General features: G+C 37.3%; 10 protein-coding genes and 3 tRNA genes. 11 read left to right on the forward strand and 2 right to left on the reverse strand.

Annotation, left to right across the window (positions count from 1 at the left end; all coding sequences use genetic code 11):
* The first annotated feature begins 116 nt into the window (after positions 1-116).
* A complete protein-coding gene (lon, locus tag ACFINF_RS02105; RefSeq protein ID WP_375619461.1) occupies positions 117-2,543 on the forward strand; it encodes an endopeptidase La in 2,427 nt (808 codons plus the stop codon).
* 231 nt (positions 2,544-2,774) lie between these two features.
* Entirely contained in the window at positions 2,775-3,053 is a 279-nt protein-coding gene (locus tag ACFINF_RS02110) for an HU family DNA-binding protein (protein ID WP_120122030.1), read from the forward strand.
* 1,103 nt (positions 3,054-4,156) lie between these two features.
* Here ACFINF_RS02110 and trmFO read toward each other — a convergent pair.
* Positions 4,157-5,566, reverse strand: coding sequence for a methylenetetrahydrofolate--tRNA-(uracil(54)-C(5))-methyltransferase (FADH(2)-oxidizing) TrmFO (gene trmFO, locus ACFINF_RS02115; protein WP_273788337.1), 1,410 nt, complete (start codon positions 5,564-5,566; stop codon positions 4,157-4,159).
* Positions 5,567-5,700: 134 nt separating this feature from the next.
* Between trmFO and ACFINF_RS02120 the strand changes: the two genes are divergently transcribed.
* The 6 genes from ACFINF_RS02120 to ACFINF_RS02145 all read left to right on the forward strand — a co-directional run bounded on the left by ACFINF_RS02120 (position 5,701) and on the right by ACFINF_RS02145 (position 11,644).
* Positions 5,701-5,783, forward strand: a tRNA-Leu gene (locus tag ACFINF_RS02120).
* A 135-nt stretch (positions 5,784-5,918) separates the two neighbouring features.
* Complete coding sequence (gene tig / locus ACFINF_RS02125) at positions 5,919-7,346, forward strand: trigger factor (protein ID WP_375619462.1); 1,428 nt, start codon at positions 5,919-5,921, stop codon at positions 7,344-7,346.
* Positions 7,347-7,474: 128 nt separating this feature from the next.
* Positions 7,475-8,974 carry an Asp-tRNA(Asn)/Glu-tRNA(Gln) amidotransferase subunit GatB gene (gene gatB / locus ACFINF_RS02130; protein WP_375619463.1) on the forward strand — a complete coding sequence of 500 codons (1,500 nt, stop codon included), beginning with the start codon at positions 7,475-7,477 and terminating at the stop codon, positions 8,972-8,974.
* Between the two features lie 181 nt (positions 8,975-9,155).
* Positions 9,156-9,554: an NADH:ubiquinone oxidoreductase subunit NDUFA12 gene (locus ACFINF_RS02135; RefSeq protein ID WP_273788334.1), complete on the forward strand. Its 399-nt coding sequence runs from the start codon at positions 9,156-9,158 to the stop codon at positions 9,552-9,554.
* Between the two features lie 89 nt (positions 9,555-9,643).
* The gene (locus tag ACFINF_RS02140; RefSeq protein ID WP_012755019.1) at positions 9,644-10,069 is read left to right on the forward strand and encodes a DUF2155 domain-containing protein; all 426 of its coding nucleotides are present in this window, start codon (positions 9,644-9,646) and stop codon (positions 10,067-10,069) included.
* Positions 10,070-10,918: 849 nt separating this feature from the next.
* Complete coding sequence (locus ACFINF_RS02145) at positions 10,919-11,644, forward strand: rhomboid family intramembrane serine protease (protein WP_375619464.1); 726 nt, start codon at positions 10,919-10,921, stop codon at positions 11,642-11,644.
* A 3-nt stretch (positions 11,645-11,647) separates the two neighbouring features.
* Here the strand turns inward: ACFINF_RS02145 and ACFINF_RS02150 are convergent, their stop codons facing one another.
* Positions 11,648-12,478: a TrmH family RNA methyltransferase gene (locus tag ACFINF_RS02150; protein WP_375619465.1), complete on the reverse strand. Its 831-nt coding sequence runs from the start codon at positions 12,476-12,478 to the stop codon at positions 11,648-11,650.
* A gap of 205 nt (positions 12,479-12,683) precedes the next feature.
* On the opposite strand from ACFINF_RS02150, the gene ACFINF_RS02155 reads away from it, so the two are divergent.
* The 3 genes from ACFINF_RS02155 to ACFINF_RS02165 all read left to right on the forward strand — a co-directional run.
* A tRNA-Tyr gene (locus ACFINF_RS02155) sits at positions 12,684-12,767 on the forward strand.
* 31 nt (positions 12,768-12,798) lie between these two features.
* A tRNA-Gly gene (locus tag ACFINF_RS02160) sits at positions 12,799-12,872 on the forward strand.
* 178 nt (positions 12,873-13,050) lie between these two features.
* On the forward strand, positions 13,051-13,139 hold an 89-nt coding region (locus ACFINF_RS02165; RefSeq protein WP_236860026.1), incomplete at its 3' end, for a GTP-binding protein.

The following is a 13,139-nucleotide window of genomic DNA, read 5'->3' on the forward strand; positions in this document are numbered from 1 at the left end:
TTATAATGCTTGATTTATGTATTAGTAATTACAACTTCATGTATTGTGAAGAGCTGAGGTTTTTTAAAGGTGGGCTGGTTGTTGTAGATAGCTCATAGGCTCCAGAAAGGAGAGTTATGCGATATATTGATAAAAAGACAGATGAAGTAAGAGATGGGGTTTATGCTGTTTTACCTCTTCGTGATATTGTTGTCTTCCCCCATATGATTGTTCCACTTTTTGTGGGCCGCGAAAAATCAATTCGTGCTCTTGAAGAAACGATGGCGGTTGACAAGCAAATACTATTGGTGACACAAAAAAATGCTTCTGATGACGATCCAAAATCAGAGGATATTTATCATATTGGTACATTTGCTAATATTCTTCAACTTTTAAAGCTTCCTGATGGTACTGTAAAGGTTTTGGTTGAAGGAACTGCACGTGCAAAAATTAGTCAATTTGCTTTAAGTGAAGGTTATCATCAGGCATATGCGACTGTTACAGAAGAATCTAGAGAAAGTGATGTTGAGATTGAAGCTCTTTCAAGGTCAGTGATTGCTTATTTTGAAAACTATGTAAAGCTTAATAAAAAAATCTCTCCTGAAGTTGTTAATGCGATTGGTCAGATTGATAATCCTTCTAAGCTTGCCGATACGATTGCTTCTCATTTGATGATAAAACTTGCAGAAAAACAGGAAATACTAGAGCTCTTACCTGTACGGGCCCGTCTTGAACGTGTTCTGTCCTTCATGGAAGGAGAAATTTCTGTTTTGCAGGTTGAAAAACGTATTCGTTCGCATGTTAAACGGCAAATGGAAAAAAACCAACGAGAATATTATCTCAATGAGCAGATGAAGGCTATTCAAAAAGAATTAGGGGCAGGTGATGATAGCCGAGATGAACTCTCTGAATTAGAAGAACGTATCAAGAATACAAAACTATCCAAGGAAGCACAGGAAAAAGCTGGGGCAGAATTGAGAAAATTACGGAATATGTCTCCTATGTCTGCAGAAGCGACAGTTGTCCGTAACTATCTTGATTGGTTATTAGCAATGCCTTGGGGTAAAAAATCTAAGATTAAAAACAATTTAGATTTTGCTGAAAAGGTCATGAATAATGAACATTTCGGTCTTGAAAAAGTTAAGGAGCGAATTATTGAATATTTGGCCGTACAAAGTCGCGCGTCAAAGATAAAAGGTCCTATTATTTGTTTGTTAGGTCCTCCTGGTGTAGGGAAAACATCATTAGCGCGCTCTATTGCAAAGGCGACGGGGCGTGAGTATGTTCGTATCTCATTGGGAGGCGTGCGGGATGAAGCAGAAATTCGCGGACATCGCCGAACATATATTGGTTCTATGCCTGGAAAAATTATCCAGTCTATGAAAAAAGCCAAAAAATCTAATCCGCTTTTCTTGCTTGATGAAATTGATAAAATGGGACAAGATTTTCGTGGAGATCCTTCATCCGCTTTATTAGAAGTTCTTGATCCTGAACAAAACAGTACATTCATTGATCACTATTTGGAAGTTGAATATGATCTTTCTGATGTCATGTTTATCACAACTGCCAATACGCTTAATATTCCAGGTCCGTTAATGGATCGTATGGAAATTATTCGTATTGCTGGTTATACTGAATGTGAGAAAATGGAAATTGTTAAACAGCATCTTTTACCAAAGGCGCTAAAAGATCACTGTTTGTCTAAAAAAGAACTCAGTATTTCTGATGGAGCACTAAGGTCAATTATTCAGTTTTATACACGTGAGGCAGGCGTTCGTAACCTTGAGCGTGAACTCATGAAAATTTCCCGCAAATCCGTTACAAAAATTCTCAAAACACATCAAAAATCTGTAAAAGTTACAGAAAGTAATATTCATGATTTCTTGGGTGTTAAACGTTATCATTACAATCAGATTGAAGGAGAAAATCAAATTGGTGTTGTGACAGGACTTGCATGGACAGAAGTCGGTGGAGAGTTATTGACCATTGAAGGAGTTATGATGCCTGGCAAAGGTAAGATGACTGTAACTGGAAATTTACGTGATATTATGAAAGAGTCCATTTCAGCGGCAGCATCTTATGTACGTTCTCGTGCTGTTGATTTTGGTATTGAACCTCCACTTTTTGAAAAACGCGATATCCATGTTCATGTTCCAGAGGGTGCAACGCCAAAAGATGGCCCATCTGCTGGGATTGCAATGGTGACAGCAATTGTTTCGGTTCTTACAGGAGTAGCTGTGCATAAAGATATTGCAATGACTGGTGAAATTACTTTACGTGGACGCGTTTTACCAATTGGTGGATTAAAAGAAAAACTTCTAGCAGCTCTTCGAGGAGGGATAAAAAAGGTACTTATTCCTGAAGAAAACGCAAAAGATTTGGTTGATATTCCTGACGATGTCAAAAATAATATGGAAATTATTCCGGTAAATCATGTAAGTGAAGTTTTGAAACACGCTTTGGTTCGTTTTCCAGACACTATTGAATGGAAAGAACCTTCTACGGTGGCTGTCCCAATCCGGTCAGAGAGCAGTGATAGTGAAGGAATACAGATTGCACACTGATTCACTTATCTCATTTATAACGGCATTTTTTAGGTGGTAGAAGGCGTTGTTGAGGTTATTATTCTGTTTTTTGTTGGAAAAAGTAAAAAATTCCGTGAATAACTGTGATTATTGCTAAAAAAACAATGTTTTGGATAAAAATAAGACTTCTGTTTGCTGTACTTTTCAATAAACTGACCAATAACATGATTAAGTCATGTTGTCAGGTAATATAGGGAAAGGAAATATTTTATGAATAAAAGTGAATTGGTTAGCTCCGTTGCTGAAAAGGCAGGTGTTTCGAAAGCGCAAGCTGGTGCTGTTGTTGATGCTTTTATGGCTTCTATAACAGAAGCTTTGGCTTCAGGGGGAGATGTTCGTCTTCCAGGTTTTGGCTCTTTTGAAGTTTCTCATCGTGCCGCAACAAAGGGGCGTAATCCTTCAACTGGTGCTGAAATCGATATTCCAGCACGTTCTGTACCCAAATTTTCTGCAGGAAAAAGCCTTAAAGAAGCAGTTAATAAAAAATAATTTAAGCTACATAAAAAAACCCGATTTATTTATAAGCGGGTTTTTTTTAGCACATGTATTATGCCCATTTTTCATATAACACGTTGAGATTTTTGCGGTATTTTTTATTTTTATGTATCGCTGGTATTTTTGAAAATAATTTTAAGTGTTGTATAAAATACTGTCAGCTTAAAATATATTTTTTAGCCTTTTCAGTAAAATATTGCACTGTATTAATGCAGTACCCGTGTGGCTTATAAAATGTAATGTTAACTTTTATTACGCTGAAGAGTTACGGTATTTATTTCAAAACAAGATCCGTAAATAGTATGAGGCAAAAAACTCTGTAAAGTCTATAAAAGTTATTATATACCGCCATTTACGCTTAATAAAAGTGCATGTTGGTGCCATCGTACTGTTTTTCTCAGTTCCTATAATGTTGCGACTAGCCCTTAACATCTGAGATGAGTGCATAAGGAATAGTTTTATTCTTTTACTTATACGCCAACCTTGCTTGTGACGCACCAAGAGGATAAGTTTTATTGATTTATTATAAGAGATTCTGAAATGAAAGAATCTTATGATATTTAGATTTCACTTTCAATATTGTGATTTTTCTTGGCATTTGAGAGGGAAGAGATAGATCCAGCTCTATCCTACAAATATTTTTTCCATATCCCTATTTCACTTGTGATATGCAAGCGAGCGCTTTTTCTTCATCACACAAAAGTTAAAGTGAGAGAATAACACAAATTTTGATGAAGGAAGTTAAAAAACAGAAAAATTACCCTTATAAAATAATGTATATTACGTAATATAAAAACTCTCAATAGAGATAATACAGTATTGTTTGTGTATTTTCCATCTATTTAATTTTTTATTATTCATAATATATTGATATGATTATTTTATTTTTAGTCATTAAATCAGATTAAATTGTTGATAGCGGTAAAGGTTTTTTATCGCCAAAAGTTATTTTACAAGCACCTACATAATTAAATAAATGGTGAAACGTAGAGTAGTATTTATTGATTGGGGGAGCAGTCTTTAAAAGGCTTTAGAATGATTTTTTCACGAGAGTCATAAAGATCTATTCAGTAGATGAGAGGCGAATCGTGTGTTTTTTATAAGGAACTCTTTGATTCTTTATCTGCTAACCACTGAGTACAATCATTGAGAGCTCTTGCTGTGATGGCTTGTTTTTTTACTAATTTTTTTTCTTTACTTGCTAAGCGTTTTCCTGAATGTCTAATAGAAGCAATAGGGGGAAAGAGTCCGAAATTGATATTCATTGGCTGAAAGGACTGTGTTTCTGCTTTTTCATCTATGATGTGTCCCCCTGTAATATGATTCAAAAGGGCTCCGAATGCTGTCGTTTGTGGGGGTAGGCAAGGGGAAATATGATGATATTCGGCAGCAGCAAAACGTCCAGCAAGAAGCCCTATTGCCGCTGATTCTACATAACCTTCACATCCGGTAATTTGCCCTGCAAAGCGTAGTTGTTTTTTTTGTTTTAAACGAAGGGTTTGATCAAGAATAATTGGCGAGTTGAGGTAGGTATTGCGGTGAAGACCACCAAGACGCGCAAACTCTGCTTTTTCAAGACCGGGAATCATTCTAAAAATGCGAATTTGTTCACCATATTTCAGTTTTGTTTGAAAGCCGACCATATTGTAAAGCGTTCCAAGTTTATTATCTTGGCGTAATTGAACGACAGCATAGGGTTTAACTGTAGGGTTATGGGCATTGGTTAAGCCCATAGGTTTCATAGGACCGTGTCTTAACGTTTCAAGTCCGCGCTCAGCCATAATTTCAATGGGGAGGCATCCATCAAAATAGGGCGTTTTTTCAAAGTCACGAAACTCTGTTTTTTCAGCATTTTTTAATGCTTCAACGAATGTTTTATATTGTTCTTTGTTGAGGGGACAATTAAGATAATCTTTTCCTGTTCCCTCAGGACCAATTTTATCATAGCGAGACTGATACCAACAAATGTTGATATCAATACTATCGGTATGGATAATAGGTGCAATCGCATCAAAAAAAGAAAGAGCTTTTATACCGGTTATTGCTTGTAATTCTTGAGCAAGTGCAGGTGATGTAAGGGGACCCGTTGCAATGACAACATGTTTCCAAGCTTTAGGAATTTCTTGAACTTCTTCACGTTTGATTGTTATAAGAGGATGGTTTTCGATTGCTGTCGTAACGGTTTTTGAAAATCCATCACGGTCAACAGCAAGGGCACTACCTGCGGGAACTTTGTTGGCATCAGCAGCTTTCATAATTAACGATTTCGCTAATCGCATTTCAGCATGTAAAAGCCCTACGGCATTTGTTAATGAATCATCGCAACGAAATGAATTTGAACAAACCAGTTCTGCCAAATTATCGGTTTTATGGGCATCTGATTTTTTTTCGGGTCGCATTTCATGCAAAACAACAGGAATTCCTGATTGAGCGATTTGCCAGCTTGCTTCACACCCCGCAAGACCGCCACCGATGATATGAATTGGGATATCGAATGTCTTTAACATAATTGACTTTTAGCGTAAGCAGTTATGTATGAAAAGCATAGATTTTGTTTTTTTTAATATATTTGTTTGCTTTTTTCCCGTAATTAATGGTATAGAGACGCCGCTTGTATAAGGTTATTAGCTTGTAAGTTTGAGCGGATGTGGCGAAATTGGTAGACGCACCAGATTTAGGTTCTGGCGGGAGACCGTGGGGGTTCGAGTCCCTCCATCCGCACCAAAGCAATCCCTTAAGTGCTACGGATTTCTACGTGTCTGAAATTCCGCTTCATGGTAAATGTAACACTCGAAGTGTTAGAATGTAATGATTATTAGAGTGGGGTTATCCCTCTCCTTAGGAAAATGAAGGTGTTTAATGCAGGTTACCGAGACGCTTAATGAAGGACTGAAGCGCGAAATTAAGATCGTGGTTCCAGCGAAAGATTTAGAAGAAAAGCTGAATGAAAGATTGGATGATACCAAGGGAAAAATCAAGCTTAATGGTTTTCGTCCCGGTAAAGTGCCTAGTGGGCATTTGCGAAAAATGTATGGTAAATCCTTTATGGCGGAGATTCTCAATGAGATACTCAGTGATGCGCCTCGGTCTATTTTAGCAGATCGCAATGAACGTGCAGCGATGCAGCCGAAAATTGATATAGATGAAGATGAAAAAATTCTAGATGGCAAAGCTGATTTTACTTTTAGTTTAAAGTATGAAGTTTTACCAAAAATTGAAATTAAAGATTTTGAACATATTAAGGTTATCCGTGAAATTGCAACTATTCCTGAACAGGATATTGATGATCAAATCAATCGCGTCCTTTCTTCTACGCGTAATTATTCCCTAAAAGAGGGGGCTTCTGAAGAAGGTGATCGTATTACCATAGATTATCAAGGTAAGCTTGAAGGCGCTCCATTTGAAGGTGGGGCAGATAGTGATGCACAACTGATTCTTGGGTCAAAACAATTTATTCCTGGTTTTGAAGAGCAATTGGTTGGTGTGAAAGCTGGGGATGCAAAAACGATTTTTGTTAAGTTTCCTGATAATTACAGTGCAGCACATTTGTCCGGACGGGAAGCAGAGTTTGACATTACTGTCAAAGCTGTCTTTAAACCAGATGAATTAAAAATTGATGATGAAGCAGCACAAAAAGTTGGTTTAGAGTCTCTAGATCGCTTACGTGAGGTCGTTCGTGGGCAGATTGAAAGCCAATACGGTTCAGTGACACGTCAAAAAGTTAAGCGTCAAATTCTTGATGCTTTAGATGCTGATTATAATTTTGAGATTCCTGAGGAACTTTTAGAGATTGAGTTTAACAATATATGGGCTCAGGTTAATGATGATTTGAAAAAGGCTGGGCGCAGTTTTGAAGATGAAGGTATTACAGAAGAAAAGGCACGGGAGGAATATCGTGTCCTTGCGCAACGTCGTGTTCGTCTTGGTTTGGTGCTTTCTGAAATTGGAATGAAGGTTGGTGTTAAAGTTAGTGAGGATGAGCTAAAAGCAGCCGTTTTTGATCAGGTTCGCCAGTATCCTGGACAAGAGAAAGAGATTATGGATTTTTTCCGCAGGACTCCGGAAGCTGTTGAAAATCTACGTGCTCCGATTTTTGAAGAAAAGGTCATTGATCATTTATTAGCACAGATAAAAGTCACAGATAAAGAAGTGACGGTTGAAGAGTTGATGAAAGAATATGACGAATCAGATGCCCCTGAAGAAAAGCCGGTAAAGAAAAAATCTGCAGTGAAAGAAACGTCTACAGAAAAAACATCAGCTAAGAAAAAGGCTCCTAAAAAAGCTTAATATTTATGCGAACAGAAAAAGCCCGATTCTATCGGGGTTTTTGTAAGATTTATGTCCTAGGATTGCACTGAGAGAATGGTTTTAGATAAGCCATGAGTATATTTTAAAATATTGGTAGTGGATTGGCAATGAGCATCATTGATACGCGTACTCCTGATTCTAAGCGTTTTATTTCTGGAGTTACAGGTGATTGGGAAGTCATCATTGGCATGGAAGTTCATGCGCAAATCATATCAAATTCGAAACTTTTTTCAGGAGCATCAACCAAATTTGGTGCAGAGCCGAACAATCATGTATCACTCATTGATGCAGCTATGCCAGGTATGTTGCCTGTTCTTAATCAAGAATGTGTCCGTCAAGCGGTTCGAACGGGGTTAGGATTAAAGGCGCATATTAATTTAAAATCTGTTTTTGATCGCAAAAATTATTTTTATCCAGATTTACCGCAGGGGTATCAGATTTCTCAATTTCGCTATCCCATTGTGGGAGAGGGAAAGATTATCATATCAGTTGGTCCAGATTCGAATGGCCAATTTGAAGATATTGAAGTGGGAATTGAGAGGTTGCATCTTGAACAGGATGCTGGAAAATCGATGCACGATCAACATCCAACGATGTCTTTTGTAGATCTTAATCGTTCTGGTGTTGCTCTTATGGAAATTGTTTCCAAACCTGATATGCGCTCATCAGATGAAGCCAAAGCCTATATGACAAAATTGCGTACGATTGTTCGTTATTTGGGCACTTGCGATGGCAATATGGATGAAGGTTCTATGCGTGCAGATGTGAATGTATCTGTTCGTCGTCCTGGTGAAAATTTTGGAACGCGCTGTGAAATTAAAAACGTTAATTCTATTCGCTTTATTGGTCAAGCAATTGAGTATGAAGCGCGTCGTCAGATCGCAATTTTAGAAGATGGAGGCGTCATAGATCAAGAGACTCGGCTTTTTGATGCGGCTAAAGGTGAAACGCGCTCTATGCGCTCAAAAGAAGAAGCACATGACTATCGTTATTTTCCTGATCCTGATCTTTTACCATTAGAATTTGATCAAGCATTTGTGGATGCTTTGGCAGCAGACTTACCAGAATTGCCTGACGCTATAAAAGCACGTTTTGTTAAGGAAATGGGATTGACAGTGTATGATGCTTCCATTCTTGTGACAGAAAAGGCTATTGCTGATTATTTTGAAGAAGTAGCGCGTGGGCGTGATGGAAAAATAGTTGCCAATTGGGTGATTAATGACCTTTTAGGGGCTTTAAATAAAGATAATCGTGAGATTGAAGAGTCACCGGTATCGCCAAATCAATTGGGAAGCATTATTGATCTCATAAAAGAAGGAGTTATTTCTGGAAAAATTGCCAAAGATCTTTTTGAGATTATTTGGAATGAGGGGGGAGATGCACGCCAAATTGTAGAAGAGCGAAATATGAAGCAGGTGACAGATACAAAGGCAATTGAGAGAGCCGTTGATGAAATCATTGCTAATAATTCTGATAAAGTTGCGCAAGCAAAACAGAAACCCGCTTTAGCTGGTTGGTTTGTTGGACAGGTAATGAAAGCAACAGCTGGTAAGGCAAACCCTCAAGCTGTTAATGAATTGGTTAAGATGAAACTTGGCATAGATTAAATTTTATGGGGTGGAGAAGAAGCCATACATATGATATCTTCTTGAAATTAAGGGATAGCACGTTATCCTATCAATTGGAATTGTAGCTGAATTTACTAGTAACTTTTTCGGTAATTTCAATCGTTAACATTTTTATTCCAACGATTAATTTCATGAGCGCACTAAATGAATGGAATAGCAGATGGCTCGTTTTTTTAAGCAAATCTTCACATGGTGGAATGGCAATACCATTGGTACGCGTTTTTTCACATGGCGCAAAGGTAAGCGGATAGGGGAAGATCAATTTGGAAATATATATTATGAAGGGGGACTTCATAAGGATGGTTATCCGCACCGTTGGGTTATCTATAAAGACTATTCTGAGGCCTCTACTATTCCACCAGGTTGGCACGGCTGGATTCATCATCGCTGTGAGTGCCCACCAACACAAGAGGATTATCATCCTTATGAATGGGAAAAGCCTCATGTTGCAAATATGACAGGAACAAGTGAGTACTATCGACCAAAGGGGGCTATCACCTCCAATGGAGAGCGTTCTTGTGTGCATGAAGATTATGATGCGTGGTCACCTAAAAAATAAAAGATTTTAGTGTGCGCGTATATTTTTGTCTTATTTGACTCTATGTTATGAAAAGAATTATTTTTTAAGATGCGATTGATTTTGATATGATGAGATTTTTTTTATTGTTAGGGGTGAAGCATTTTATATATATTTTTTTAATGGGAGTTTTAGTATTTTTATCCTTAAATAGTGGAGTGCGGGCTGAGCGTATTAGCAATGGAATTGCTGTTTTTGCAGGTCTTGACAAAATCACGGGGCGGACCACACGTTTTGAAGTTACTCTTGGTAAAATTTATCAGTACGGTGCATTACAGGTAACGCCACGTGCGTGTTATACGAGCTCTAAAGATGAACCAACGCGTACAACTGGTTTTGTTGAAGTCAATGAAGTGACATTAGATAAAAAAGTACGGCGTATTTTTACAGGATGGATGTTTGCAGATAGTCCTGGTTTGAATGCTGTTGAGCATCCTATTTATGATGTGTGGTTAAAGGATTGCAAGCAGAATTCTCAAGATCTTCCTCTTCAATGATTAGTATGTTATCTATGTATAATACATTTATTTATAATGGTTCTTTATCATTTTACAACTTAATGAGAGGTTCAAATTCCTATGATTGCCTCATTTAAAGTTTTTTATATTGAATTAATCCAAATTATTCTCTTGCGCATTACAAGTGGCGGATGTGTAGATAAGATTATCTAAGATAAGGAATAAAAATTTCCTTCATGAACTGTTTAAATTCAAAGATGCGTCATTAAAATCAACATATTTTTCAGCGTTTCATAGGAGACAGTTCTTGAATTATATTTGTTAGAGGTTGAACTGACGCTTTTGCATTTATGAGGGAAACAGACTATCAAGTGAGTAGTTCATCATGAAACACTAATGAATATATCTAGAGAAAGCTGTGTTGATAGTTTTTTCTCATAGAGATGTCGTTTTTCATTCAAAGAGTAGAAGAAATACAAGCTATATTAATGGAAAAATTGAGATTTAAGATTATTTAAAGTTTATCAATCGAAGTATAGCTTGGTTAAAAAATGCAGTGATCAGTATGTTTCTAGTAAAAAAACAATGTTTATATATTTTTATTATACACCACTTCATAAGTGAGTTTGTCTATTCGTAAGTTCTTGTATATTACATAATAACTTCACATTTTAATAAGCAGGATACCGCTAAGTTTGTAAATCATATTCTTGATATCCATGCTTTTTAAAATCTTTTGTATAAAATACACGTGTTTTCATGTAGAGCTATTGAAAATTTAAAAAGGAGCTTCGAAGAGGCGTTGAAAAGATTCTGCATCACTGGGAGTGGTATATTTATTTTGTATAAAGAATAACCCATTCTCTAAAGAATACGAGATTTTATAAAATGAAAGTTTCTAGTCACCAACATAATGATGTTTCTCGATTACCGAAACAACCTAAAGAACCCTTGTTGAATGTTCCATTTATTATAGTTGTTTTGATAGCATTTTGTTTTTGTCTTTATTGCATTTCTCAGTATTTTTTTTCTCATAAGGTTTATGTTGAAAGTCTTGAATTTTTTTCATTTATACCAGCATTGTTTAAGAGGGATCCTGTAGCACTCTGTTATACCATGGTGAGTTATTCATTTATGCATAGTAGTTTTAAACATGTTGCTATTAATATGGTTTGGCTTTTGGTTTTTGGCTCTCCTTTAGCAAGGCATTTTGGTGCTTTACGTTTTTTAATTTTTTGGGTGTTAATGGCAGTTATTTCTGTTTTGACTTATTTTACATTTCATCAAGAAAGTACCATATCACTTATTGGGGCGTCAGGTGCCGTATCTGGAATGATGGGTGCTATTGCACGTTACGGTTTTTCTAGTGGCTATCTAGCTGTCAATGCGCAGAACGAAAAACTTTTGGGACCTTTATTGTCCATTAAAGAAGCTCTGTGTTCTAAGGGGGTGCTTGTTTATATGGGGGTATGGCTGATGGCTGATTTTATCATAGGTATTTCTTCTATTTTGTTTGAAGAAAATGGCATCTCAATAGCATGGGAAGCTCATATTGGCGGATTTCTTGCGGGTTTTTTGTTGGTTGGTTTTTTTGATGTTTCACAAAAAAATTAAAAACTAGAATCTAAGATATTTATGTGCCACATAAAGCGCTATTGTTGCTGCATTTGAAACATTTAATGATTTAATATTTCCAGGCATATCAAGGCGTGTTAAAGCGCAAACGGTTTCACGTGTTTTTTTACGTAAACCTTTACCTTCTGCTCCTAAAACAAGAGCAATTTTATTCCCTGTTAATGCTGTTTCAAGAGGTTTGTCCCCTTCTGAATCGAGACCAAAGCTTGTAAAACCTGTTTGATGAAGTTCTTGAAGAGCTTCAGCGAGGTTTCGTACGGTAATATAATGAATCATTTCCAGAGCTCCAGATGCCGCTTTCGCAAGAACACCGCTTTCGTGGGGAGAGTGACGGCAAGTTGTAATAAGCGCTTTAGCTTTCAATGCAACTGCAGAGCGCATAATAGCGCCAACATTATGCGGATCGGTAATTTGATCCATGACAATGACCAGATCAGTATTGGTTAGTTCCGACAGTTTGCATGGTTTGAGGGGGAGAGTTTCCAAAACAATACCTTGATGAACAGCCTCACTTCCAACAAGCGAATCAAGATATTTTGGGGTGCATAATGTAACAGGGCAAGGATAATCTGATTCGGATATATTTAATCGTTTTAAGGCATTTTGTGTAACGTAAAGACATTTTAAAATTCTTTTTGGGTTTTCTAAAGCTGCCTGAACAGAATGAATGCCATAAAGATGGATTATCCCTTGCTGTAAAGAAGCAGCTTTCTTCTTTAGGTGTGTAAAAGATCGAGAAGGAGAGCCTTTTGTATCGCGATATCGGCGACGTAAACGAGCATAATGAGAATTTTGTGATGTTTTTTCTTTCATAGCTTCTTTATAGCGTGTTAATAAGAAAAATAGAGAGAAAAAATCTGTGATTTAAAGTTATGAGCAGGAAATTTGTACAGAATTGTATTTATTCTGTTGACAGATACAATAGTAATCGTCATAACCACTTCGCAATCAGATTGAATTGAATGGGTATTCAAGATGGTTTTCGTAATGTCTCATTGCGCGACTTTACCGGTGTAATGGAGGGGTGCCCGAGTGGTTAAAGGGGGCGGACTGTAAATCCGTTGCGTATGCTACGTTGGTTCGAATCCAACCCCCTCCACCATTCACCGAAGGAGAGTTAGTATGTGAGTCATGCGGGTATAGCTCAATGGTAGAGCAGCAGCCTTCCAAGCTGAATATGCGGGTTCGATTCCCGCTACCCGCTCCAAATAGTTGTTGGTGATTAGGCAAATAGGTATGATGGAAGATATTCCATTTATAGATTGGGTGGGGTTTTCCGTCTAAGAGTTGTGGTGATTGAGCTGGTTACAGCCCAGTCGGATTGAGTTTTGCAGGACTGTCCCTAGGTGCTAACAAGAATAGGGAATAAAAAGAGATTAATAGCGATGGCGAAGAGTAAGTTTGAACGAACAAAACCGCATGTTAATATTGGTACGATTGGTCACGTTGATCATGGGAAGACCTCGTTGACAGC

It is taken from the genome of Bartonella sp. TS25HLJMH, assembly GCF_042193505.1.
GTDB classification, from domain to species: domain Bacteria; phylum Pseudomonadota; class Alphaproteobacteria; order Rhizobiales; family Rhizobiaceae; genus Bartonella; species Bartonella grahamii.